Below are 24,359 nucleotides of genomic sequence, written 5' to 3' on the forward strand. Positions count from 1 at the left end.
GAAAGTGGGCCAATGGGCGGGGTAGGCCAGGTGCTCGAATTCACACCACCTGACCTTGCTATCACGGGTTAAAAAAGCCAGCTGGCATAGGCGGTAAAGGTGCGGGGTTGACCTACACCGACAAATTCCGTTGATTCGATATCGTCATAAATATCTTCTAGCACTTCATCGGCTTCACCATAGGTACCAAAGGTGTCGTAGTCTTTGTCCAACACATTATCAATCCGTAAACCGAGCTCTAAAGCTTGAGAAACCTGCCATGAGGCTGAAATATCAAGCAGGGTATAGCCCCCTAGCTTACGGTTTTCGTTGGCTTCATCGCCTCTAAAATATTGGCCGCCGGTGTAGTCGATGGTTGCACTGATAACCAGTGTGTCCATTGCTTGCCAATCTAGATCTAAGCCGGCCTGAAACGCCGGTTGGCCGGGGATGGTATCACCGGCTTCCACTTGTCTGTTGGGACCGAGTGGGTTTTGTGGACTAAAAGACGTAAATTCAGATTCATAGGTGGCTTTTAAATAACTGGCCGATGCACCAACCGAGAGGCTGTCGTAGTGTTGTCTGGCAGAGATTTCTGCTCCCTGTCGCCGGGTTTTATCAATATTGACAAAGTAACCCACAGAGGCACGATCGCCGGCTTGTTGGAAGATAATATCGTCATCGGAATCGCTATGGTAAACCGCTGCAGCAAATTCAGTATTGTCTTTTTGCCATTGGTAGCGGAGCTCTAATGTATCGGTGATAACTTGGTCGAGGGGGGGATCGGCCACAAATCCATTGGGTAATTTGCATGGATCATCTTCATCGGCACAAGATAGTTCAGCGGGGCTAGGTGTGCGGGAAGACTGGCTATAACTTAATGTGATCATGCCATTTTCTTGCAGATATTGAAGCCCCACAGAAGGGTTCAAGCGGCTATAACTATGATCGCCGTTGAGTGAGCCTTCGCCTTCGTCGATTTGATCCCGCATTTCAATTTCTGAGTGATTGTAGCGTGCTGCAACCCAAAGTTGCCATTGGGGGGATAGGGTTAACGTATCACTAAAAAGGAGGTGATAGTGAGTCACATCGGTTTTAAGGAAAACTTCTGAGTCGGCATCATAAACGCCAACACCCGTTACTCCTCGAGTATCTTCTGCGGTATCGTTGGCGAGAATGGCAAATTCTGTGCGGCTGCGAAAATCAATCTCCGCTTTATCTAAACCACCACCGAATACCCAGTGATGGGTCAAGTTACCGTCATTTACGCCACTGAGTTCAAAGCTCACTCCATATCCCTGATTCTCTGTAGAGCTTGTATTGGCCGTGCCGTCAAGTTCCTCGGGATCTGTGCTGATAATATCGCTTATGGGCGTGTCAGGCAGGTAGCCGGTAAACTGCACAGGCGTACCGTCATCCTCCTCCTCATCATCCTTATCCTCATCGTCGTCATCCTCCCCTTCTTCGCATAGCGTTTCACCGAAGCCCACATCACAGGCTTTGTAATCACTGTCATCGCCATTGTAGGTATCGATATCGTTTTGCCGATAATAGGCGTTGACGGCAAGGGCAACAGAATCAGAAACATCGTAGTGGTGATTGAGGCTGACAAAGGTAAGATTCGTCAGTGTTTGATCCGGGCGGGTATAAATGGCATCACGCCCTTCGTGGGCAATGAGATCAACGGGGATGGCACCGTTACCAATAAGATCGTTGTCGGCCAACGCCAACGTCACTAGGGTTTCACTGTGGGTGGTTTTTCGCGTTACAGTACCAAACAATTGTTTTACTTGGGAAGGAGAGTAATCCCGCCATCCATCTTCTTCGTAAATACTGGCGTTAATGTAATATCCCCATTCACCATTATTGCCTCCGCTTTCAAAGGTACCGCCTTTTTGGCCGTAACTGCCGCCCTGTAAGGTAAGTTTATTATCTTCATAGGAAAACCCCGTCTTACTGCGCAGCGACAGAGCGCCACCCAAGGTATTTTGCCCAAATAGTGGATTGGCACCGCTTATCATACTGGCGCTGTCTAATGCCGACGCTGGCAGTAAATCCCAGTTGATCGTATCACCGAAAGGTTCGTTAAAGCGGGTACCATTTAAGTAGACGGAAAGTCCTTGGGGAAGCCCCAGAAGGGGAGAGGCGGTGAAGCCACGGTATTGCACATCCGTTTGAAACGGATTGTTTTGTACATCGTTAATTGAGACCGACAATAGCTGGCTATCTAGCATTCTTGCTAGTGTTGCCCCTTTTGCAAGAGACAGATCATCCCTAGTTAATATGCCGTTAACCTGTGAGTCATCTTCTGAATAGGCAGATAAAGGAGTATAGCCATAGATAGCGATATGCTCTTCGTCCTCCCAGTTAATCTCTGCGGCATGTACCGAGGGAATAATAGCGCTTATGGCGAGTGCGAGGGCGCGTTTTTGACTAGTGAGCGTGCTCATAAGGAGACTTCCATTGTTATGTGTCTCAGAGCTTAAAACAGCCCCTATTTACAAAACATTAACTTATGGTCGGTAGTGATGTACTACTTTAGAACTAATACACTTTACTTTTTTAGGGGTATAGACGGCTTAATTGACGTTATCTCGACGAATGCTGCAATTCTATAGTTAAAAGGGGCTTTCCTTTTACTGGAACGGTCGTATGGTTAGCTATAGGGTAAAAAATTTGTTTTTACCTGTTGGAGAATATTATGGGCTACTGGTTAATTGCGATCCTGCTGTATATGCTGTTTCCATTCAATGGGGACGGTCGGGTTGCGACAACTGAAGTAAAGTCTGAAATCGCTGTTATTACCGCCGATGTATTTGTTGCTGAACAAACAGACAAGGTGGAACCGGATAATGAAAAAGACGGTGGCGATAAGTTTATTTCAAGTAGCTTCTCCATTGCTCCTAGTATTCTGGTGGCTGCGTTTTTCGACACATCCACTTCGCCAATTTCTATCACCCATAGTGCCAATGCCATTCGAGCCCCGCCCGTATTTTCCTAAACAAAATTATTAAGGCCACAGTGCCTTCCCATGTCTATAAATTTGTTGAGGATAGTCCTTATGCACGCTTTACCTTTATTTAAAACTGAAAATGTTGAAAAGCTCGTTTGGCCTGAAGTGCCTTTAAAACTCACTTTGCAATCGCCTGCAACGGCGGTGTTCACTGATTTTAAAGAGCACCTTCCCCTGGTCATTGGTTGTAACGTAAAAGCGCTGGAATTAGAGCGATTGATGAAGCAATCCCACGTGAAAATGAAAATCGTATTGGATAACAAGGATGAGTTTGCTGGCATCATTACACTGCACGACATCACTGAGCAGGCAATGATGCAAAAAGTGGCGCAGGGTATGAGCAGAGAAGAGCTAACCGTCGCTGATTTTATGCGCCCTAAATCGACAATTCAGTCTTTCGATTACGAGCATATCATGACGTCAACGGTGGGAGATATTGTTGAAACCTTGAAAGACAATGGCCAGCAACACTGCCTGGTGGTGGATCGCAAAGAACAAGTGATCCGCGGTATCATCAGTGTTAGTGATATAGCTCGCGAATTGCGCTTGCCTCTGGATATACAAGCGCAACCATCATTCGCTGCGTTATCTAACGTAATCGCTGCATAGTAAGCCGATAATGCCTGGAGCCAGACTCACATTACAATGGTCTGGCTCCGTCTTCTTATGGCCCTCTACTTCCCTTCTCTGACCGCTAGACTCAAGCACCTACGCGAGTTAAAAAACATCAACTATACTTATCTGTATTAATGGCAATGGTATTGTTGTTCGCTATGAATAAGGTTCACGGAGAATTTATCGTTACCCTTTCGGGCAATGTGATGTTGATTCAAGCATTTGGCCCTTGGAATACCGAATGCGCTGAACAATTTTCGAAGGGGTATGCGTTAGCCCTTAAGGCACTGAAAGACAAGCATTGGGCTGATCTTATCGTACTGCGTGGTGAGAGTTTATTGATCCCCGATGCAGAACGGACTTTACTTGAGAAAATTCGTTGGGCAAGAAGTGAAGGGCTAGAACGTGTGGCCATTGTCACGGGGAAATCAAACGTCGGTGTTACATCCCGCATGCAGCTTGAAAACCTTTATGGGCACTTTGAATTTGCCTATGGCTTTTTTGATGATTATGAACAAGGGTTAGCGTGGTTGACGCGCCATGGTCATCATGTCGATTCTGATACGGAAAGTACGTTCAAAAACCGTCTGTCTGATACATCGCTGTCCGCCAACCTATAAACTAATAGAAAATCCGGTGCTATTTGTCCGCCGCGAAGGCTTCGGCATCTTTACGCTTATCTATCTTGTGTTGGTCCTCAGAGCGGCCTTGTCGCCAGTAACTACTGATATAAATTTGTGAATGAGCAACCTGCCGCTGTTCTCTAAACAGGGTTCTTAACCCTCGCATGGCGGCAAACTCACAGGCGGCCCAGATTGCGGGAGTGCCTTCTGGCCATGGCAGTTGAGCCACCGTGTCTGCCAGTTCTTCCTCATCGCCCACAACCCATACAAGCGCCACATTCTCCGGCTTTGTGAGTGCTTGCTTATCATCTTCACTGGTAATTTTTATTACTGCATAACCTGGAGTGTGTTTGGGTAATCGCTCCAAATAGGCAGAAATCGCGGGCAGAGAGGTCATATCGCCGGCAAATAATACCCAATCGTAATTTTCACTAAGTGGTTTGGTTTTTCCGGGGCCGGCAATGAGTATTTGTTCACCTGGTTGTGCATGTTTAGCCCAATGTGAGGCCGGACCATCCTCACTGCCATTGCCATGCAAGGCCATATCAATTGACATGGTTTTATTTTGCCTGTCCAGAGCACGAATGGTGTAAGTACGCATTAATACGTCATCTTTTGACGTTGGCGGTGCACTTAAGGGCTGACCTTGCAAATCGAAAAGTAGTTTTACATAGGCTGAGGTGGTGATTTCAGGATAATCAAGGAGTGCTTCCCCTGTTAACACGATACGGCGCATATTTGGGGTTAATTCACTATTCTTTTCTACCCTCAGGCACACAGGGCGGGGTGGGGCTTGCTTTTTCATACATATCCTAACAAATTACGATAGCTGCAATCTTAAATGAGAATGATTGCTAATTAAATGTCAGTTTTCAGAACAATTAATCCCATTGTGGCCGTATTTATCGAATAAAAAAGCCGGAATCAAGGTTCCGGCAAAAACATTTAGGAAATCGCAACAACACAGCATCATAGGAAGTAATGAAGCTGTTATTGAGAGTGTAGTTGCCAGGTTCGAAAATAGCGATATGGGGATTTATATTTAGGTGGCGGGTTCTATACCTTTTGGGTTTTTTAATGAAGAGAAAGGCAGACTTAATGTTTGTGGGGTTGGAAATCGTAACTGGGTTTGGCACAATTTTATTCATGATATGCCAGCAGGACGATGATCAGTGACGAGAATCACCTTATTGACAGTACTTATTGTGGCGTTAAGCGGGTGTTCTCCCCGTCCGTCTTCCAATGAGTTAGCGTCTCAATTTCGAAACAATCGCTCCACCTTTACCATGCTGGCTACGTTGGCGTGCTGGGTTGGCAATGCACAAGAAAAGCAGACTTATCGTATTGGTGGCTCTGAGAATGAAAAGGCAATTATCGCCCTTGCTGATACCGTGGATATCGAAGGCATTAAATATCGTACTGTGGATGGCCGCTGCACACTGAAAATGCCGGTTTGGAATGACGAAGACGGCAACACACGTACGTTGATAAGCTACCGTTACAATGATCCTTTGCAAAATCAAATTGATGGGATAGAACAGGTTGATAGTGCCTCTATTGACGAATTTATTGAACTGCCCCAACAGCAGGATTTGTCAGAAAACACGTTAATACGGCCACTTTCAAAGCACTGGAATATCAGTGTCACCTATAAAAAGTCTGTGTAGCTCGCAGGCCAGTATTTTGGTGATCCATAAAAAAACTCCCGCCTTTCAGCGGGAGAAAATCAGAGGTATAAAATAGGCCTGAATGGCCTAGGGGAGATAACTGCCCGTTAGGACAGTTCACTTTCAACGTCAGTGACGTTAATCAGTGTCCTTGATATGAATGTAGTCGATGATTTCCCATCTCTCCACATCCATGCACGTTAAAGCTGAAATTAAAACACTCAGCATTACCGTAAAAGCGTTATCGGCTGCAATCCCATTTTGCCCAGAAATATTTGCCTATGGGGTACCGGTTGGGTGTTTGAAACCTTCCACCACCGTGAAAGCGGCTTTGCCTACATCTATGCAGTGTATAGCGATATATGTGCCAATACGTTTAACCCCAGTAATGATTTTTTAAGTTATTGAAAATAAAGTTATTTTGTTTTATTTTTTATATTTAGTGAGAATGAGAGAAAAATTAAGGGAATTATTTACACAATAAGTGTCTATATTTTCATACACACTTTGCTGTCAATTAGCATTTTTCTATTCACCCACGCATCAGGAGTATTGCTTTGGGCTCTGAGCCAGTATGTTATTTAGAAACCCAGACGACCAATATTTGTCGGTCAGTTTTTCAACTGCGTAATGCCCTTGTGGCCAAGTTAGATTCCACACTGGAAGCGTGCGGGGTGACCGCGGCGCAGTATGGTGTGTTGATCAACTTGGTGGAATTACAGTCTGCTACCCCGGCTCAGCTTTGCGAGTCCTTGGCCTATGATAAAGGTGCAATGAGTAGAATGCTCAAGCGTCTTGAATGTAAGTCATTGATATATCGAGCATCACAACCTGATGGACGCTCCTTTGTGGTGGCGTTAACTGCCCAGGGCATAAGCCAATTTACTCAGGCGCAAAAATGCGTAACCCAGGTATTTGATTGCTGTTTAGCGTCCATCGAACCGCAAGATCGAGATTTGCTGCAACAGGTATTATCCATAGCAATAAAGTCACTGTAACTGCCACTCGTCTTACTTTTTTGACCAATTCTCGCCATTTAGTTGCCTAGGCAACGTTGTGGTTTCACAATGCGCCCCTTGTTATTCGACGGGGGAAAGTGATGAATAATACACAAGCGGAAAAGTGGTTATCTGATGCGATGCAATCACAGTGTAAAGTGAGCCGCGTTAAATTGTTACATGCCGGACGTTGGGCGAATGCCAAGGTCTATCTGGCGAAAGCAAATCACGGGGATTTTATTATCAAGGACTTTAGCCATTGTCCTTGGTGGTTGCGTCACACCCTTGCAAAGAGTTTCGTCAACCGGGAAGTCAGAGCCTTATCCATGTTATCCAATAGCGCCTACTTTGATGTCCAATGCTACCGTTTAAACGAGGTGGCTTTTGCTTATCCTTATGTGGAAGGGGAGTCGCTTCGGGCTATTCGATACCGTGAAGGAAAGTTACCGGCTAGGTTTTTCTGTGAGATGGAGCGTATGATCGCTGCAATGCACCGTACTGGCCTAAGCCATCTGGATTTGCGTAACTTTGGCAATGTACTTTGCACTAAAGAAGGCAAACCTCATATTATCGATTATCAGTCGGCGGTCCGTTTGCGTCATTTTCCAAAAGCCATTCAGCGCTTTATGCGTGGTGCCGATGTGACTGGGGCCTATAAGGCTTGGCAACAAATGGGGGAAACTGATTTACCCGCAACCAAGGCCAGACTATATGAAAAATACAATAAAAAGCGCAAATTCTGGGTATTTAGAGGCTATCCTGTGGCCCGCTTACAAATGCGTTTGCATGCAGTTGCTGCCCAGTTCTTCAGTCTTGATATTATTCGTAACCTCATCGATAAATTCTAACGCTAGGCTTTAGAAGGGAGTCGCCTCTAGCCGGTGGGTGACATTTTCATGTTAAGGGCACGGGAAACCTTGTCGTATTGTTAACGAGGGCTTAAACGTCTTAGCAAGGGGATTTCTTTAACTTGATATATTAGTTTTTTGTTATATAATCGTTGTCAGATTCATTCTGGACGATTGCACATGAACAACCTTGTGTCCTATGTTATCGCTGCAAGTACCCATCATCCCAAATGGGTATATGGCATATTATTGCTCATTACCCTTGGGGCGGGGGCCATGATTCCGGGTTTACATATTGATACGGACCCAGAGAATATGTTGGCGGCAGATTCCCCTGCCCGCATTTTCCACAATCAAACGAAAAAAACGTTTGCCATGCATGACGCCATTGTGGTTGGCGTGGTAACGGACAACACAGAAAATGGCATCTACACGCCGCAAATTCTAACCCAGATTAGTCAGCTCACGGATTCTATTTTGCAGTTAGATGGTGTGCTTGACGCTGATTTAATGTCGCTGTCCACGGTGGATAACATATCCCAGGAAGGGCCCGGTACCATCCGCTTTGAATGGATGATGCGTAATCCGCCACAAACTGAAGTAGACGCGCAGAAAATTGAACAGGCAATCGCCAGATTACCGTTGTTGTATGACACCTTGGTGGCTCAAACGGGTCAGGCTGCGGCCATTTATGTGCCCATTGCAGACAAAAACGAAAGTTACCGAATTGCAGAAGCTATTCGCGCAGAGATTAACGCATTAGGTTCCTCGGAACATTGGTATATCACCGGATTACCCGTAGCAGAAGATCAGTTTGGCGTTGAAATGTTTGTGCAAATGGGGATCTCAGCACCCCTGGCAGGGCTTATGATTTTTGTGCTGATGTTTTTATTCTTTGGTAATTTCCGACTCATTATTGCGCCCATGATTGTGGCTATGGCCACGGTCATTGTGACCATGGGGATCATGATTGGTATGGGGTATACCGTGCACATCATGTCTTCCATGATTGCTATTTTTCTGATGCCCATTGCGGTGGTGGATTCAGTCCATATTCTTTCTGAGTTTTCCGACCGTTATAAACCCAAAGCCAATGCCAGCGAAGTGATAAGCCAGGTGGTAAAACACCTGTTCACGCCAATGCTGTTCACATCCATCACCTCAGCGGTGGGGTTCTTTTCTTTAATGCTGACCCCCATCCCGCCAGTACAAATCTTCGGGGCCTTTGTGGGCTTTGGTATCTTATTTGCCTTTATGGTAACGCTTATTTTTGTTCCCGCATATGTATCGAGGATGAGTGATGGGAGTCTTGAAAAACTCCAGCAGGCCATGCACGGTGAGGGTGAAAAAAACAGTAAAGTGGCGGCGCTAGCCCGTTCAATTGGCAAACTTGCCTTGTCTTGGCGTCGAGGTTGGCTGTTTGTCTTTGCTGCCCTATTTTGCGTGTCGATTTGGGGTATTACGCAAATTCAAATCAATGATAATCCGGTTCGCTGGTTTAAAGCCGATCATGAAATCCGAGTGGCTGATAAAGTATTAAATGAGAACTTCGCCGGTACTTACAACGCTTATTTGGTGATGGAAGATACTCGCACTGTGCCAACGGTTAGGGATCTTATCGGCCAAGATGATGTGCCTGAGTCACTCATTGACTGGCAGCAGCAGGTGCTTGATAGACTCTCTAACGAAACGGGTACGGTCGCGCTGGAAAGTCTTATTACGGCCATCGATGATGCCATGTTTGAGGTGCAATCTGATGCGGCCATGGATTATTTAGAAACCTTAATGGATAAGGTGGAAACCCTTGTTTCAAAAAGTAAAACGTTCCAGTCACCTGAGAAGCTGGCCTACATTGCCGATCTTCAACATAGTTTAGCCCAAAGTGGTTTGGTCGGGAAAACCAATACCCTGGCTGATGTGGTTAAAGTGGTCAATCGGGAGCTGCGTAGTGGCGAGGATAAAGACTATGTGTTGCCTAAAAGCTCCCAAGGCGTCGCCCAAGCCTTACTGCAATATCAATCTTCCCATCGTCCTAACGATTTGTGGCACTTTGTGACACCGGATTACCGGCAAACCTTGCTTTGGCTACAATTAACCAGTGGTGATAATCAGGATATGACGGCGCTTACCCAACAGGTAGCAGAGTATGTTGCCCGTCATCCGATGCCCGAAGGCGTAACTTATCATTGGGCCGGAAAAGCCTATTTGAATGTGGTGTGGCAGGAAAATATGGTGGCTGGCATGATCGATAGCTTGATCGGAGCCTTTATTATGGTCTTTGTGATGATGGTGCTGTTGTTCCGCTCCTTTATTTTTGGGCTGCTAGCCATGCTACCTTTAACCATTACCATTACGTTTATTTATGGCTTAATCGGTATTATCGGCAAAGACTATGATATGCCGATTGCCGTGTTATCCGCGCTTACGCTGGGGTTGTCCGTTGACTTTGCAATTCATTTTCTTGAACGGGCCAGGGCATTGTTTCGTGAAACGGGCAGTGTTTCAGCTACGTTTAACGCCATGTTTGAAGAGCCAGCGACAGCCATCACCCGTAACGCTTTAGTTATTGCTTTAGGCTTTACACCACTGTTGTTTGCACCCTTGGTGCCCTATATCACCGTTGGCGTATTTCTCGCCAGTATTATGGCGATTTCGGCTTTGGTCACCTTATTGGTTTTACCCTCGGTGTTGAGCTTGTTGCGTCGCTTTGTTTTTCGTCCCCAAGACGTGACGAAATAGAGGAAAATAAAATGGGTATAAAATCGTTTTACAGTGTAATGCTTGGTTTTTGTGCGTTTTTGTCAGCGTCCACGGTGGCGCAAGACATCGATGTTGATGCCCTTATTCTCGCATCAGAAAAAGCGGCCTACTACGCCGGAGACGATGGGCGTTCGAATGCGCGCATGATCATCGTGGACGGACAAGGACGAAAGCAAATGCGTCAGTTCACCATTTTACGCAAAGACGTGGAAGATAACGGTGATCAGAAAATGATGGTGTTTTTCTCACGCCCTGCGGATGTGCGAGATACGGTATTTCGCGTAGAAAAACACGCCGATGTGAATATCGATGATGATCGCTGGTTGTACTTACCCGCGTTAGATCTGGTTAAACGGATTTCAGCTGGTGATAAGCGAACGTCTTTTGTGGGTTCGCACTTTTTCTATGAAGATGTATCAGGACGTGCCGTTAGCGAAGATAGGTTTACACTTGAAAATCAAACCGATACCCGTTTCATACTGAAAGCGGAACCCAAGGATCCCGATTCTGTGGAGTTTGCTTATTATTTGGTGGAAATTGACAAGCAAAATAAACTGCCGGTTGTTATTAATTTCTTTAAGCAAGACGGCACTAATTATCGCCGCGTAGAAGCGGTAAGTGTGGCAACCATTGAAGGCTATCCCACGGTGACGCGGTCAAAAGTGACGGATTTAAACAGCGGGGGGTATACCCTGATGGAATTTAGAAACATGGATTACAACCTGGGGCTGGATGATGGCGTATTTTCCGAGCGAAGCTTACGTACTCCGCCGGTTCAGTGGCTGAAATAATATGTTCAAGTCTATCGCGGCCAGTGTCCTGTTGGGGCTATGTTTATCGGCGCATGGGCAAACCAGTGACGATCCCTGGGCTGATATGGACGATTGGGAAGCGCAAGAAACATCCCCTTTTAGCTGGGCCGGATTTACCGAGCTGGCGTTAGGGCGTCGTTTAAAAAGTGATGATGTCATTGGCCAAAACACCACGTTACAAGATGCCCGCTTACAGCTTCAAGGTGATTATGTTCTGTCGTCGTCGAAGCTCAGTTTTCGCGGTGATCTTTACTATGATGGCGTAAAAGAGAGTTTGGAAAGCCAGATTCGGGAATGGTACTGGCAGGGAAATCTGGGCTTTTTAGGTGCTGCGGGAAGCCATTTTGATATCAAGGCTGGTCAGCAAGTACTTACCTGGGGCACCGGTGATTATCTCTTTTTAAATGATTTGTTCCCCAAAGATTACCAGTCTTTTTTCGCCGGACGGGATGACGACTACCTCAAAGCGCCGTCGTTATCGGTAAAACTCAGTGGCTATTTTGAGTTTGCTAATTTTGATGTGGTGATCACGCCGGAGTTTGAGCCAGATAATAGCATTAATGGCGAATATTTTTCCTATTTTAGTCCTATGACGGGCACCTTAATCGCCGATGAATTTAGTGTCTTAGACAGCAATATCCCCGCCGATCCGGAATACGCAATACGGATCTACGGCACTTTGGCGGGCACAGAATTAGCGCTATACGGGTACAAAGGGCACACAAAATTGCCAGAAGCGGCGGATGCGTTAGGTAACCCGCGTTATAGCGACCTTACGGTGACGGGGTTCAGTGCAGTCCGGGCCATGGGGTCAGGGATTGGAAAGCTGGAATATGCCTTTTATGACGGTGACGACACCACGGGCGCTGATCCCTTTGTTCCCAACGATCAAAGTCGTTTTCTGGTGGGATACGAACAAGAGCTTATCAGTAATTTAACCGGTAGCGTGCAATGGTATACCGAATTTAATCACGACTATGAAGCCCTTATTGCCAATAGCCTTTGGCCCCAATATGAAGATGAAGAGCGTCGCCATGTGGTGACAACAGAACTTAGGTATTTGGCATTGCAGCAAACCTTGACCCTACAGCTTTTTAACTTCTATTCACCCACCGACAACGATGGCTATTTGCGTTTGCGGGGAACCTATTCACCCACAGATCGCTGGCAGATAAGCGCCGGTGTAAATGGGTTTTACGGTGATGAAACTTACACCTTTTATAGTCAATTTAAAGACGGTAGTAACCTTCATCTCGCCTTTCGTTATTTCTTTGAGGAGTAATCTATGTCTGCTGAACGTGCCCTTACGGCATTTGCCGGTATTATGGTGTTGTTAAGTGTAGTGCTAACGGTTTATGTCAGTGGCTATTATGTCTGGCTAACGGTGTTTGTGGGCGCCAACTTATTCCAACAAAGTTTCACCGGTTTTTGTCCGGCCATGATTGTGCTACGCAAGGTATTTGGCTTTAAAACGGAAAGAGAACTCGCCCTAAAACAATAAACGGTGCTCGTATTTATCTGCTGTTAGCGCCATAAGGACGGTCTTTGTAGGCTTTTCAGATTCGCTGAATGAGTCCTTTGTGCTACCATTCCCGTCGTTTTAGCTAAACAGGGCAGTAGCATTGTCAAAACGGGTCGTTTTTCATATTGGGCCACCTAAAACCGGTAGCTCTGCGATACAGCATTTTCTTCATCAACATCGTACCGAACTGGCTTCTTTAGGGATTTTGTATCCGAATCATACGATTGATGAAAATGGCATCAGCTCTGGCAATGCGCGGGTGGTGTGTGTAAGTGATGATAAAGGCCGTCTTGTTTTTGATCCGAAAAAGTTAACACGGACCTTAGATGCCTTTCAAAAGGCATCTGAATATCACACCCTGCTGTTAAGTTCAGAATCCTTCTTTCGTATCGCCGATGATGTGATTGCGCAGGTGCCGAACGCCGAAATCGTCTGTTTTATTAGAAACCCCGTTGAGTTTCAGTTGTCCATATATAATCAGTCGGTGAAACGTCACGGGAATCACGCTTCTTTCATTGCCAAAACACGTTTGAATCTTGGGCAATGGGACAAGTTATTGGCCCTAAGAGAACACCTTACACCTGAATCATTTCATTGCTTTGCTTATAAATCCCCTGATGATCAGGGCAGTATTATTGGCGATTTACTTCGTGTTTTGCAGGTGGATGATCATATTCCTATCTCAACCACGTCGGTGAATGTGTCCTATTCCTTTGCGGCCCTTGAATTAAAGCGAAGTCTGAATCAGTTTCCCATTGCTTCTTTGCAAAATGAACTCGATACCTATTTGCAAGCCACCAGTCAGCATGGCAAGCGTTATCGCCTAATTGACGATGAAGCCTTGATGGCGTGTCAACAACAATTAGAAGCTGCCATGGAGCGTTTTCGTTCACTACTGCCAGAAACGGAATGGAAACACATATCGCAGGCCCAAGCTCAACTGGCTGCATTGCCATTCGTTAATCAGGCCGACAGCCAAGGCAAGGTAGCAGACCTTGTGATGCAATTGCGTAAAGAACGTCCGTCCTTGTATCGCGCATTGGCCAATATCCTTGGCAACAGGAAAGGCGGACAAGCATCAGAGACCCTTTTGTCATTATTTCGCGTCTCCAAAGCCGCGCAATTAGCAGGAAGAATTTCCTTGTGGCAGCACGGGCTGTTGGATTATTTAAAAAAGCGTATCAACAATCGTCAGCAACCGGTGGCCAACACAACCGCTCCCTTTGGCGCTATACGCTGTGGCAATGTGGATATTATTACTCAGGACAAAGATTCTAGCCCCAATAGGGTTAAAGGTGGATTACGGGGGGATAATATTCCTGATTTCGCCCAGCAGTACCGTTGCCATCCGTCCTATGTGAAGGATGATAGCCCTTTTTCAGCAACCGATGTGGCCTACCTTACGACTTATAAAACCCCGTTAACGAGAAAGAAAGAGACTTACTATTATGGTGGTCCCTTGTTCAATAATTTTGGTCATTTTCTGGCTGAAAATGTGCATCGTTTGGGGGGATTACAAGCGGCCCGCCAGGCAGATAATGGGTGTAAAGTCGTTTTTCTTCCTCAGCGATACAAATTCAATAAAGGTAAATTCGCGCCCGTATTACCTGCCCATTTTTATGCGGTACTGGCCTATTTGGGGGTACCTAAAAAAGATATTTTGTTACCTAAGAAGAGTTTTACGGCGGACACTATCTGGGTATCGCCCCAACAAAGTATTTTTCGCTCTAGAACGCCGGTATCTGATGCCTATAGGCAATTCCTTGTGCACAGAGAGCGGGCTGCGGGGATTACCCCCGATCTTAACAAACCCAAAAAAATCTACGTCAGTCGCACCGATTTTGCACTAAAAGGGGCGTTCGCCGGAGAATCTGTACTTGAAGCCCACCTTGAAAAGCAGGGTTTTTATATTCTGAAGCCAGAAACGCTAAGCTTACAGGAACAGCTAAGTTATTATAAAAGCGCTGATATTCTTGTTTTTGCCGAAGGCGCTGCCTTGCACGTGTTGGAGTTACTCGGAGAGATCCCCGGTAAGGTCGTGATAATACAAAGGCGCAAACATGCCCAGAAAATCTTCATTCCTTTGCTACAAAAGCGCAGTAAAGAGGTGGTGAGCTTTTCTGAACTCTACGAATTACCCTCTTTATTTTTACAAACGCCCTCAAATAAACCTGCACACGGCAGTGTCCTCTCTGTACTCGATAGTAGGGCACTTTCCGCTTTTCTTGAGCAGCATATCCAATGCCAACCTTTTGACCAAGATAGGTTTACATCGCAGGTTAAGGCGGATATTCAGCATTACTACCAAACGTATTCGGCCAGAGTCACCGCTATTAATCCTGCCCTGTTATCTCGCTTTAAGGATAACGTGACCAAATTGGTTACTGAGGGCATTGTGGATACCGACCCAGAATACTAAGCCCTTCACTATGGAATAACACTCACGTTTTTGGTGATTTTATAACAGTTTAATACTTTCTTAAGTATAAGTTCATTGATTAGCATGCTAACTATATGGTTAAATTGTTAGCATGCTAACTATTGGTGAATAAAATGGAAAATAATATTGGCTGGCATCTGAGTCGTGCAGCTTATGCTTGGCGGCAAGCTGTGGATCATTTCATGTCAGATTTGAACTTAACCCAAACCCGTTGGGTGGCCTTGTTGCATCTGGATCGCACCGGTGAAGGTTGTAGCCAAAAAGAACTGGCTGAGGATATCGGTGTTGAGCAGCCCTCGTTGTTACGCACCTTAAATTTGTTAGAAGAAGCAGACCTTATTGAACGTAAACCCTGTGCTGAAGATGCGCGAATAAAAACACTTTGGTTTACCCCGAAAGGGCGACAACTTATGGAAGCGGTTGAGGAAAGGGCAAAAGCAGCACGACTTCAAATGCTCAATGGTTTTGATGAGAATGAATGTAAACAACTCTATTTGTTACTTAGTCGGGTCATTGATAACGCAAATAATTTTTTTAGTAAGGAGGTGCAATGACCGCGGACGCTCAGTTTAACCGATGGATGAAAATTGCTGCGTTACTTTTTATCCTAGTTTGTGGGTATATTTTCATCACAGATTTAACCATCCCTATGACGCCGCATTCGATGGTTCAGCGTCCTGTTGTGACAATCGCGCCTAGAGTCTCCGGTGAAGTTGTGGAGGTTGCGGTAAAGAATAATCAGTATGTTGAAAAAGGCGAGGTGTTATTTCGCATTGATGACAGTGATTACAAAATCGCGGTAGAGAAAGCCAAATTAGCCCTATTTGAAGCACAACAAACAAACGATAATTTAAATGCGCAGTTAGCCGAGGCCGACGCGAACATCATTGAATTGCAAGTGACTCTTGAAGAAGCGCAGCGTGAATTAAAGCGCTTGTCTCGTTTGGCTGAAAGCTCGTCGGTTAGCGTGCAATTAGTCGATCAAAAAAAGGCAGAAGTGGCATCTTCACGGGCCCGATTAAATGCTATGCAACAGCAAAAACAAGCACTTAAAATTCAACTCGGTGAAACGGGCGAAGGCAATCTACGTTGGCGTATTGCTAAGAATACGTTAAAACAAGCCGAACTGGATTTGGCACGTACCGTGGTACGGGCACCGAAAAGCGGCGTGATTTCCAATTTGCAATTATTCCCCGGTATTCAGGCCAATGCGAATCAATCTTTACTTTCGCTGGTGGCATCTGGGGAAGAGCGTATTGTTGCTGATTTTCGTGAAAAAAGTTTAAGTAAGATATCTGAAAATAGCCATGCCATGGTGGTCTTTGATGCCTTGCCAGGAATGGTCTTTGATGGCGAGATCATCAGTAGGGATATGGGGGTATCTACAGGGCAATTGATGGCAAATGGTTTGCTGGTAGAGCCTGACGATTCAGACCGTTGGGTACGTGATGCACAACGTGTCCGTGTGTATGTGGCTTTACGTGATCACAATGTCCCCGACAGCTTGGTTTCTGGTGCAAGGGCCACCGTGATGTTGGAATACAAGAACTCCGGCTTACTCCATTTGCTGGGTAAACTTCAGATGAAATTGGTTAGTTTGTTGCACTATGTCTACTAAGCAACAAGTCGTCAACCTGCGTTCAGCCACACCGGCGGATGAGTATTATACGCCCTACGAGCAACGGCGTTTATTGCGCATTGCGCTGGGCAGCTGTACGGGTTTTGCTATCTGCAAATACATGAACTGGCCCTATGGGGTATTTTTTGTGGTTTATCCCATGTTGTTGCTTGGTATGCTGCCTGTATTTGACCGTTTAATTGCTTGTGAATTTTTAGGCAGTATTTTTTTGAATGTCATTGAAATCTACCTGTTACATCGTTTTTTTCTGCCTTATCCGGTGCTGATGACATTCGGGGTGTTTTTTATATTGTGTGTGCATTTTCACTATATGGCGAAAGGTAAACACTTTTTCATGTGGGCGGTGGGCGTTGTGACCTTGTCAGTACTGCTGCATTATTCCAGTTATCAGGATAAATCAACAAATAACATGATAATGGCCGTGTTTCTGGCTACCGTTATTGCCATTAGTTCGGCTGCTGTGTTGTATTGGTTAATCCCGGAGCACGATCAACCGCAACTACCGCCTAAACCGTTACTTAGCCAGGCGCAAATCAATCACAGAATGTTAATGGGCGCGGTATTAGCCACCTCATCCTTCATGGTGTTCCAAGTATTGGACTTGCAAGATTCCTTGTCAGCACAAGTTTCATCGGTGTTGGTGTTATTTCCTATGACCCTCAAAGGATCGTTAACGAGTTCACTTAAGCGTGCAAAAGGCATCTGTTTCGGATGCGTAATCGGTCTGGTCATGCAAGTGTTGATGTACGACCTGATCCGTTATTTGCCATTGGTGTTGTTGGCCATGTTTATCACTGTCATGATAACTGCGCGTTTGCATTTAGTGGAAAGGGCGGGCAGTGGTTTGGGGTTTGGCGCTTTAACCACCATTGGCATTTTGTTTGGCCAGTATTTGCAACCCAATAATGATATTTTGTACAGCAGTATGTACCGCTTTACCTCCGTGACCTTGGCATTAGGTATATTGCTGAGCGTTGCATGGGTCCTTGATTATTTTTTAAACCGCTTTGCCGCCACCAGTAATGTAGAGCCGCCTGATAACTAAACGTAATCGTTTTTATTCAATAATTCAGTGTTTTGTTTCCCTAAACCCGCTTATCTTCGCGGGTTTCTTTGCGTTGGATCAAATGGCCTTTTCGGTAATAGGTGTAATGTTGGGCCACGAGATGCGAGAAGCGTTTAAGTACCTGTTTCGTTAAGTATAATTAACTGTACAGGTATGAATTTACGACAGCTTCATCAATAAGCGTGCTCTACGTTTGATGCACTCTCTACCTATTCGTTAATTACACTGGAGATGTTCCTATGAGCGATACATTAGTCGAGTTATCGCGCCTGCAATTTGCACTAGTTGCGTTGTATCACTTTATCTTCGTGCCACTTACCCTTGGGCTTAGTTTTATGCTGGCCATCATGGAATCTGTTTATGTGATGACCGGCAAAGAAATCTACAAAGAGATGACAAAGTTTTGGGGTAAGTTGTTTGGGATAAATTTTGCCATTGGCGTGGCTACCGGCCTTACTATGGAGTTCCAGTTTGGCATGAACTGGTCCTACTATTCCCATTATGTGGGCGACATATTTGGTGCGCCGCTGGCCATTGAAGGGTTAATGGCCTTCTTCCTTGAATCAACCTTTGTGGGTTTGTTCTTCTTTGGCTGGGATCGTATGTCAAAAGTGAAACACTTAATGGCAACCTGGCTGGTGGCGATTGGTTCTAACTTCTCTGCATTGTGGATCTTAATTGCCAATGGTTGGATGCAATATCCGGTGGGGGCAGATTTCAATGTGGAATCCATGCGCATGGAAATGACCAGTTTCGCAGACGTGGTGTTTAACCCTGTAGCCCAAGTGAAGTTTGTGCATACAGTGTCAGCTGGCTATACCACGGGTGCCATGTTTGTACTTGCTATTTCCAGTTACTACTTGCTTAAACATCGCCATGTGGCATTTGCCCGTCGCTCATTCGCCATTGCCGCTAGTTTTGGTTTGGCGTCGATATTGTCAGTGATCATTTTAGGTGATGAAAGTGGTTATGAAATTGGTGACGTGCAAAAAGTGAAATTGGCCGCCATTGAGGCCGAATATGAAACTCATCCTGCGCCTGCGCCCTTCACCATCTTTGGGATACCCAATGATGAAGAAGAAAAAATGGAGTACGCCTTGCAAATACCCTGGGTAATGGGCTTGATTGCCACCCGCAGTATCGACGAAGAAGTCACGGGTATTAAAGACCTAAAAGAGCAACACCGCGTACGTATTCTATCGGGTATTCAAGCGTACAAAAATATGGATGCGGTGCGCAATGGCACAGCAACCGAAGCGCAAAAAGAACTCTTTGAGGCCAATAAAGATAACCTTGGCTATGCCATGTTATTGCAGCCTTTTACTGAGGATGTGACGGCGCCTTCTGAAGAAGCACTAGAACGGGCCGTGGACTACAGTATTCCTCCAGTGGCGCCGCTGTTTTATTCCTTCCGCATTATGGTGCTGGCTGGCTTCATTATGCTTGCCGTGTTTGCTGCCTCTTTTTGGTATAGCACCAAGCACAAAATTACTCAGCCTCGTTGGTTGTTGAAGACCGCGCTGTTCGCCATGCCATTGCCTTGGATTGCGTGTGAAGCAGGCTGGTTTGTTGCCGAGTATGGCCGTCAGCCATGGTCCATTGCCGAAATATTACCGGTACATGTGTCAGTGTCTAACCTGTCGGTGTCCGATGTGGTATTTACTATTGCGGGTTACACCTTGTTTTACACCGTGATGTTTATAATTGCTTTCTATCTGATGAAGAAATTTGCCAAAAAAGGCCCCGTTCCTCCTGAAGATCACGACAGCGACGACAGTGTCATTGGCTTATCAACACAAGGAGCAAAATCATGATCGATTATGAAGTTCTGCGCGTCATTTGGTGGGTGCTTGTGGGTGTCCTGCTAATCGGTTTTGCCATAACAGATGGTTTTGACTTAGGGGTTGGTGCCTTACTGACCATCATTGGTCGCACTGATAAAGAGCGCCGCGTGATGATCAACACCATTGGGCCACACTGGGACGGTAACCAAGTATGGTTTATTACCGCCGGTGGAGCCATATTTGCCGCTTGGCCAATGATTTATGCCACCGCTTTTTCGGGCTTTTATATTGCCTTGTTTTTAACCCTTGCCGCCTTATGGATGCGTCCATTAGGTTTTGACTATCGCAGTAAGTTGCCTAGTGAAAGATGGCGTAAAAACTGGGATTGGGCGTTATTTGCCGGTGGTTTTGTGCCTATTCTTATCTTTGGTGTGGCCTTTGGTAACCTGTTACAAGGTGTGCCTTATTCCTTTGACGGTGTACTGAGATCAACCTATACCGGTTCGTTCTTTGGCTTGCTAAATCCATTTGGTATCCTTGCCGGTTTAGTGTCTGTGGCACTGTTGCTTAATCATGGTGCCGCCTACCTGCAAATGAAAACCGATGGCTTTATTGAATTACGGGCACGGAAAACCTCAGTCATCTTATCGCTGACAACAGTGGTACTGTTTGTACTCGCCGGTATTTGGGTTGCCTTTGGTATTGACGGTTACATCCTTTCATCTACTGTGGCGCCATCTGCTGTGTCAAACCCCACGGTGAAAACGGTGGTCACACAAACAGGAGCCTGGTTGAACAACTATAGCTTGTATCCTTGGATGATGATTGCGCCGTTATTGGGTATTGGTGCTGGCCTAGCTTGTAGCTACTTTTCTAAAATTGGCCGTGCCGGATGGGCATTTGTCTCCAGTTCTGCCATGATAGCCGGTGTAATTTTAACGGCGGGCTTTTCAATGTTCCCGTTTTTGATGCCAAGCAGCACAGTGCCAAGCCACAGCTTGACAATGTGGGATGCCACATCAAGTGAATTTACCCTGCGAGTAATGTTCGTGGTTGCCTGTATCTTTGTGCCTATTGTGCTTGCTTATACCGCGTACGGCTTCTATGTCATGCGTGGACGGGTGAAACAATCCGATTTAAATAAATCTCACGCTATCTATTAGGAGGTTATATGTGGTATTTCACTTGGATACTCGGCGTTTTACTCGCTTGTTCATTTGGCATCATTAACGCCATGTGGTTAGAATCCACTGAGAACTTGGACCGCCCTGATAACGAAGAATAAGGGATAACTTGAGTCCTTCCCAAACTTTATCAAGCTGGTTTCAGCAGTCAGTCGCCACCAACGATGCCGCCTCTGGGCGGGTCTTGGTGGCGCTAACATTTCTACAGGTTTTAAGAGACGTGGCATTAATTGCCGCGTACTGGGGGTTTGCCGGTATTGTCAGTGAATGGACAATTAGCGGGCAAAGTGCCACGCCTTCCATGTTGTGGCTTACCGCCATTGGTCTGGTATTGGTGTGGCTCACCACCGGCTTTTCTATTTTCTTAAATCATCGCAAACGTTTACAGCTTTCTGGAGCGCTACAGCAGCGGTTGATGGATACTTTTTTTCATCAGCAACATGCATTGCTCAGGCAGCAATCGACCTTTTATTGGCAAACACTTTGGCAAATGCATTTGCCCGCAATCGTAAACTGGCATTTTGACTATCGGGTACAGCAACAGGTTGCTGTGGTGGTTCCGCTTATTGCTCTGGTGGCTATTTTTACGGTGAATTTGGTGGTGGGCGCCAGTTTACTGATCACCTTGCCCATCGTGCCCTTGTTTATGGTGATTGTGGGGAAGGGAGCAGCATCGCTGCACAGGAAACACTTCATTGCGTTGGAAAGGCTGGGACGGTTGTTTGTAGACCGAGTCTCCGCACTTCCCCTGCTTACGGTGTTTCGCGCCCATGATACCCAGCAACAGCTTTTGGATAAAGCGGGGCATCGTCTTCGGGATCGCACCATGAAGGTGGTCTCCATTGCGTTTTTGTCCACCACCATACTGGATTTCTTTTCTACGTTGGCGGTGGCCTTAATTGCGGTTTATATCGGTTTTACTTTATTGGGTGAGTTTGATCTTGGGGAAGCCATTAACTTACAACAAGGGCTTTGGCTATTGCTTACCGCGCCTTTGCTGTTGGCTGAAATGAAAAAACTTGGTCAGTTTTATCATCAAAAAGCCCAGGCCGAAGCTGCCCGTGAAGCGTTGCAGGATTTACTTAGTGAAGATGCTGCAACGTCAGGGGCTAAAGGCAAACCATTAACGTCGTTGACCCTATCCGGCGTCCTTACCACGGCTCCAGAACTTAGCACCTCAGGCCTTAGGTTAAATCAAGGGGATAAGGTGTTGTTAAGTGGTGCCTCAGGCGCGGGCAAAACCGTGTTGATGGAATATCTTTGTGGCCAAAGAACTGGCCTTGAAGCGCCATTAGGGGACTATGCCTTGTTAACCCAAACCCCGGTGGTGTTGCCAGGTAGTGTTAAAGAGAATCTCACTTTAGGTGGGTATTACTCTGCCGAAGAGCTGGATAATGTACTTGACGCCGTGGCGTTGAGTGATTGGGTGCAAGCTTTGCCCGCGGGTATAAATACACCTATGGGCGAACATCCGCCACTTTCCGGTGGACAGGGCCAGCGTCTTGCCATTGCCCGGGTGTTACTCCGTCAGCCACAAGTCTGGTTGCTTGATGAGCCTACCGCCCATTTGCCGGCACAGCAACACGACGATATCTCACGGTTAATTCGTCTGGCCTGTAAGGATGCAACGGTAATTTGGGCATCCCATAAGCCGTTGCCGGCAGAATGGTTTACCCAGCATTGGGTTGTTAAAGACGGAGATATAGTATGCTAGGGCGTATTCCGTTTATCAGTTTGTTATTGGCAATCATTCATACCAGTGCCGGACTACTAATTCTTATTTTTTCCAGTTGGTTTATTGCCGCCTGTGCGCTTATGCCGGCTAATTTTAATTACATGCTACCCGCCGTGATCATCAGGGGGTTAGCGCTGACGCGGATAGGCGCAGGATATGGCCATATGTGGCTGGCGCATCACGATTTGTTGGGGCGCACCACCTGGCTGAGAAGTCAGCTGTTTTCCCGTCTTAAAGATAAATACCTGCCTACCCGAGCCGGCGACGTCGAACGCCTAGCCACGCAAACGGAAACCTTGTCCTCCCTTTGGGTTGGCTGGGTAGCGCATCAGGCCAGTGCTGTGGTGCTAATTTTGTTGTCCGTGGGCATTGTCAGCAGCTTAGCCTTGCCTGGTACGAAGACAATGGGGATCATGGCATTCAGTTGGTTGTTGCTGACGGTTTGGCTGGTGGTTTATGGCCTACGTACTGCTAAGAAGCAAGTGCAAGAGGAAACCGCGTTTCGTTTTTGTTCTGAGCATTTTTTAAATAGCAGTAGCTTGTGGCATATGCAATTAAAAGAGCATAACGGCAGGTTCCCCTCGGCCCCGGATTTACGCAGTGTCTGGCGGGATCATCAGCGTATAGAGTCAGCAGGGCAGTGGGCCTTGTGGTGTTTGCAAGGACTGGCCATTGTGGGGTTGTTGACCCTGTTTTGGCTAAATAAAAACCAAGGCTTTAATGATCCCACTTCCCTTATTGTACCTATGTTGTTGTTAAGCATAACCGATTGGCTTGGCCGTCCGTTGACCACGGCAGCGCATTATGGACGCTATCGTCAGGCGTATGAATCTGTCAATCAAAATGAAGGCGAGCCATTGCCTGAAGCGGTCAGCGGTGAGGCACAGGAGCACATAGTACTTAAAGATTTTCAATCTGCCTATTTATCACAAGGCGTAAATGTCAGGCTTCCTGCCAAGGGGTTGGTGATTTTATCTGGCCCATCAGGATGCGGAAAGTCGTCGTTGCTACTGGCACTAGCCGGCATGACTCAGGCGCAGGGAAGCTTGTACTTTGATGGTAAGCAGGTAGAAGCAGGACGACGTGAAAACTGGGTGTATGTGGAACAATCCCCGTTTGTTCTGGAAGCCACGCTAAAGATGAATTTAGCCCCAAATAACCTGAAATTGGCTGACGATGACGCCCATCAAGCACTGAACGAATTTGGTCTTGCTCATTTAAGCGATCTTGAAATGTGGTTGGGGAAAGGCGGTCGACGTTTATCTGGAGGCGAAGGCCGACGACTCTCTTTGGCCAGAGCCTGGTTGGCAAAGCCTGCTGTATGGTTGATTGACGAACCTTTTGAAGGGCTAGATACGGCCAATGTGGAAGGGGTGGCAGAATCGCTTGTTACCCAGTCTAAAACCACGTTAGTGATTATTGCTACACATGTTTTACCCACCATGGTGGCAGAAAAAGCCCCGTTAATTATCGAAATGTAGCTATAAGCAAAAATATCTCAAGATAAAAATTGTCTATTTTTTACCATAATGGTGCAGTAAGAATGGAATATTTATTCCCTATTGCACCATCTTTTCCTTTTGTTTACACAAAGCCTGTCTCAGTTATTTATATTCACAGTGTTGTCATTCTTGCTTAATAGTCATCTTGTTTCATATTCCTCAATGCCGCGAT

Annotated in this window: 21 protein-coding genes; 19 read left to right on the forward strand and 2 right to left on the reverse strand. The window is 46.1% G+C overall.

The genetic code is table 11. The features are described from left to right. Positions 1 to 68: 68 nt before the first annotated feature. Positions 69 to 2,429, reverse strand: a complete 2,361-nt coding sequence (locus tag V5298_RS02900; RefSeq protein ID WP_332929965.1) for a TonB-dependent receptor — start codon at positions 2,427 to 2,429, stop codon at positions 69 to 71. Between the two features lie 251 nt (positions 2,430 to 2,680). On the opposite strand from V5298_RS02900, the gene V5298_RS02905 reads away from it, so the two are divergent. From V5298_RS02905 to V5298_RS02915, 3 genes are all read left to right on the forward strand, one after another. Then, positions 2,681 to 2,980 (forward strand): hypothetical protein, encoded by a 300-nt coding sequence (locus tag V5298_RS02905; RefSeq protein WP_332929966.1) that lies wholly within the window; start codon positions 2,681 to 2,683, stop codon positions 2,978 to 2,980. Positions 2,981 to 3,040: 60 nt separating this feature from the next. After that, positions 3,041 to 3,601: a CBS domain-containing protein gene (locus V5298_RS02910; protein ID WP_332929967.1), complete on the forward strand. Its 561-nt coding sequence runs from the start codon at positions 3,041 to 3,043 to the stop codon at positions 3,599 to 3,601. A 164-nt stretch (positions 3,602 to 3,765) separates the two neighbouring features. After that, complete coding sequence (locus V5298_RS02915) at positions 3,766 to 4,227, forward strand: hypothetical protein (protein WP_332929968.1); 462 nt, start codon at positions 3,766 to 3,768, stop codon at positions 4,225 to 4,227. A gap of 19 nt (positions 4,228 to 4,246) precedes the next feature. On the opposite strand, the gene V5298_RS02920 is transcribed toward V5298_RS02915, so the two are convergent. Then, positions 4,247 to 5,035, reverse strand: a complete 789-nt coding sequence (locus V5298_RS02920; RefSeq protein ID WP_332929969.1) for a siderophore-interacting protein — start codon at positions 5,033 to 5,035, stop codon at positions 4,247 to 4,249. Positions 5,036 to 5,402: 367 nt separating this feature from the next. On the opposite strand from V5298_RS02920, the gene V5298_RS02925 reads away from it, so the two are divergent. From V5298_RS02925 to V5298_RS03000, 16 genes are all read left to right on the forward strand, one after another. After that, the gene (locus V5298_RS02925; protein WP_332929970.1) at positions 5,403 to 5,897 is read left to right on the forward strand and encodes a hypothetical protein; all 495 of its coding nucleotides are present in this window, start codon (positions 5,403 to 5,405) and stop codon (positions 5,895 to 5,897) included. 557 nt (positions 5,898 to 6,454) lie between these two features. Continuing rightward, complete coding sequence (locus tag V5298_RS02930) at positions 6,455 to 6,895, forward strand: MarR family winged helix-turn-helix transcriptional regulator (RefSeq protein WP_332929971.1); 441 nt, start codon at positions 6,455 to 6,457, stop codon at positions 6,893 to 6,895. A 101-nt stretch (positions 6,896 to 6,996) separates the two neighbouring features. Further along, positions 6,997 to 7,743, forward strand: coding sequence for an RIO1 family regulatory kinase/ATPase (locus tag V5298_RS02935; protein ID WP_332929972.1), 747 nt, complete (start codon positions 6,997 to 6,999; stop codon positions 7,741 to 7,743). A 180-nt stretch (positions 7,744 to 7,923) separates the two neighbouring features. Next, the gene (locus V5298_RS02940; RefSeq protein ID WP_332929973.1) at positions 7,924 to 10,482 is read left to right on the forward strand and encodes an efflux RND transporter permease subunit; all 2,559 of its coding nucleotides are present in this window, start codon (positions 7,924 to 7,926) and stop codon (positions 10,480 to 10,482) included. 11 nt (positions 10,483 to 10,493) lie between these two features. After that, positions 10,494 to 11,294, forward strand: a complete 801-nt coding sequence (locus V5298_RS02945; protein ID WP_416351138.1) for an outer membrane lipoprotein-sorting protein — start codon at positions 10,494 to 10,496, stop codon at positions 11,292 to 11,294. A gap of 1 nt (position 11,295) precedes the next feature. After that, the gene (locus V5298_RS02950; RefSeq protein WP_332929974.1) at positions 11,296 to 12,597 is read left to right on the forward strand and encodes a hypothetical protein; all 1,302 of its coding nucleotides are present in this window, start codon (positions 11,296 to 11,298) and stop codon (positions 12,595 to 12,597) included. 3 nt (positions 12,598 to 12,600) lie between these two features. Beyond that, a complete protein-coding gene (locus tag V5298_RS02955) occupies positions 12,601 to 12,816 on the forward strand; it encodes a DUF2892 domain-containing protein (RefSeq protein WP_332929975.1) in 216 nt (71 codons plus the stop codon). A 121-nt stretch (positions 12,817 to 12,937) separates the two neighbouring features. Then, positions 12,938 to 15,256, forward strand: coding sequence for a glycosyltransferase family 61 protein (locus tag V5298_RS02960; protein WP_332929976.1), 2,319 nt, complete (start codon positions 12,938 to 12,940; stop codon positions 15,254 to 15,256). A 134-nt stretch (positions 15,257 to 15,390) separates the two neighbouring features. Then, a complete protein-coding gene (gene slyA / locus V5298_RS02965; RefSeq protein WP_332929977.1) occupies positions 15,391 to 15,831 on the forward strand; it encodes a transcriptional regulator SlyA in 441 nt (146 codons plus the stop codon). After that, positions 15,828 to 16,895: an HlyD family secretion protein gene (locus tag V5298_RS02970; RefSeq protein WP_332929978.1), complete on the forward strand. Its 1,068-nt coding sequence runs from the start codon at positions 15,828 to 15,830 to the stop codon at positions 16,893 to 16,895. Before slyA ends, V5298_RS02970 begins: the two co-directional genes overlap by 4 nt. Beyond that, complete coding sequence (locus V5298_RS02975; RefSeq protein ID WP_332929979.1) at positions 16,885 to 17,961, forward strand: DUF2955 domain-containing protein; 1,077 nt, start codon at positions 16,885 to 16,887, stop codon at positions 17,959 to 17,961. The genes V5298_RS02970 and V5298_RS02975 overlap by 11 nt, the downstream gene beginning before the upstream one ends. A 260-nt stretch (positions 17,962 to 18,221) precedes the next feature. Beyond that, on the forward strand, positions 18,222 to 19,796 hold the full coding sequence (locus V5298_RS02980; protein ID WP_332929980.1) for a cytochrome ubiquinol oxidase subunit I: 1,575 nt from the start codon (positions 18,222 to 18,224) through the stop codon (positions 19,794 to 19,796). After that, positions 19,793 to 20,929, forward strand: a complete 1,137-nt coding sequence (gene cydB / locus V5298_RS02985; RefSeq protein WP_332929981.1) for a cytochrome d ubiquinol oxidase subunit II — start codon at positions 19,793 to 19,795, stop codon at positions 20,927 to 20,929. The genes V5298_RS02980 and cydB overlap by 4 nt, the downstream gene beginning before the upstream one ends. A gap of 8 nt (positions 20,930 to 20,937) precedes the next feature. Beyond that, complete coding sequence (cydX, locus tag V5298_RS02990; RefSeq protein WP_332929982.1) at positions 20,938 to 21,051, forward strand: cytochrome bd-I oxidase subunit CydX; 114 nt, start codon at positions 20,938 to 20,940, stop codon at positions 21,049 to 21,051. An 8-nt stretch (positions 21,052 to 21,059) separates the two neighbouring features. Then, on the forward strand, positions 21,060 to 22,664 hold the full coding sequence (locus V5298_RS02995; protein ID WP_332929983.1) for an ATP-binding cassette domain-containing protein: 1,605 nt from the start codon (positions 21,060 to 21,062) through the stop codon (positions 22,662 to 22,664). Continuing rightward, positions 22,658 to 24,166, forward strand: a complete 1,509-nt coding sequence (locus tag V5298_RS03000; protein WP_332929984.1) for an ATP-binding cassette domain-containing protein — start codon at positions 22,658 to 22,660, stop codon at positions 24,164 to 24,166. The genes V5298_RS02995 and V5298_RS03000 overlap by 7 nt, the downstream gene beginning before the upstream one ends. The last annotated feature ends 193 nt before the right edge of the window (positions 24,167 to 24,359 follow it).

This window comes from Alteromonas sp. 14N.309.X.WAT.G.H12, from assembly GCF_036697315.1.
Classification (GTDB): Bacteria; Pseudomonadota; Gammaproteobacteria; order Enterobacterales; family Alteromonadaceae; genus Alteromonas.

What these genes read in the sequence shown, in the direction of transcription:
- V5298_RS02900 (WP_332929965.1), bottom strand. Translation starts at nt 2,429, where the DNA reads ATGAGCACGCTCACTAGTCAAAAACGCGCCCTCGCACTCGCCATAAGC.
- V5298_RS02905 (WP_332929966.1), top strand. Translation starts at nt 2,681, where the DNA reads ATGGGCTACTGGTTAATTGCGATCCTGCTGTATATGCTGTTTCCATTC.
- V5298_RS02910 (WP_332929967.1), top strand. Translation starts at nt 3,041, where the DNA reads ATGCACGCTTTACCTTTATTTAAAACTGAAAATGTTGAAAAGCTCGTT.
- V5298_RS02915 (WP_332929968.1), top strand. Translation starts at nt 3,766, where the DNA reads ATGAATAAGGTTCACGGAGAATTTATCGTTACCCTTTCGGGCAATGTG.
- V5298_RS02920 (WP_332929969.1), bottom strand. Translation starts at nt 5,035, where the DNA reads ATGAAAAAGCAAGCCCCACCCCGCCCTGTGTGCCTGAGGGTAGAAAAG.
- V5298_RS02935 (WP_332929972.1), top strand. Translation starts at nt 6,997, where the DNA reads ATGAATAATACACAAGCGGAAAAGTGGTTATCTGATGCGATGCAATCA.
- V5298_RS02940 (WP_332929973.1), top strand. Translation starts at nt 7,924, where the DNA reads ATGAACAACCTTGTGTCCTATGTTATCGCTGCAAGTACCCATCATCCC.
- V5298_RS02945 (WP_416351138.1), top strand. Translation starts at nt 10,494, where the DNA reads ATGGGTATAAAATCGTTTTACAGTGTAATGCTTGGTTTTTGTGCGTTT.
- V5298_RS02950 (WP_332929974.1), top strand. Translation starts at nt 11,296, where the DNA reads ATGTTCAAGTCTATCGCGGCCAGTGTCCTGTTGGGGCTATGTTTATCG.
- V5298_RS02955 (WP_332929975.1), top strand. Translation starts at nt 12,601, where the DNA reads ATGTCTGCTGAACGTGCCCTTACGGCATTTGCCGGTATTATGGTGTTG.
- slyA (WP_332929977.1), top strand. Translation starts at nt 15,391, where the DNA reads ATGGAAAATAATATTGGCTGGCATCTGAGTCGTGCAGCTTATGCTTGG.
- V5298_RS02970 (WP_332929978.1), top strand. Translation starts at nt 15,828, where the DNA reads ATGACCGCGGACGCTCAGTTTAACCGATGGATGAAAATTGCTGCGTTA.
- V5298_RS02975 (WP_332929979.1), top strand. Translation starts at nt 16,885, where the DNA reads ATGTCTACTAAGCAACAAGTCGTCAACCTGCGTTCAGCCACACCGGCG.
- V5298_RS02980 (WP_332929980.1), top strand. Translation starts at nt 18,222, where the DNA reads ATGAGCGATACATTAGTCGAGTTATCGCGCCTGCAATTTGCACTAGTT.
- cydB (WP_332929981.1), top strand. Translation starts at nt 19,793, where the DNA reads ATGATCGATTATGAAGTTCTGCGCGTCATTTGGTGGGTGCTTGTGGGT.
- cydX (WP_332929982.1), top strand. Translation starts at nt 20,938, where the DNA reads ATGTGGTATTTCACTTGGATACTCGGCGTTTTACTCGCTTGTTCATTT.
- V5298_RS03000 (WP_332929984.1), top strand. Translation starts at nt 22,658, where the DNA reads ATGCTAGGGCGTATTCCGTTTATCAGTTTGTTATTGGCAATCATTCAT.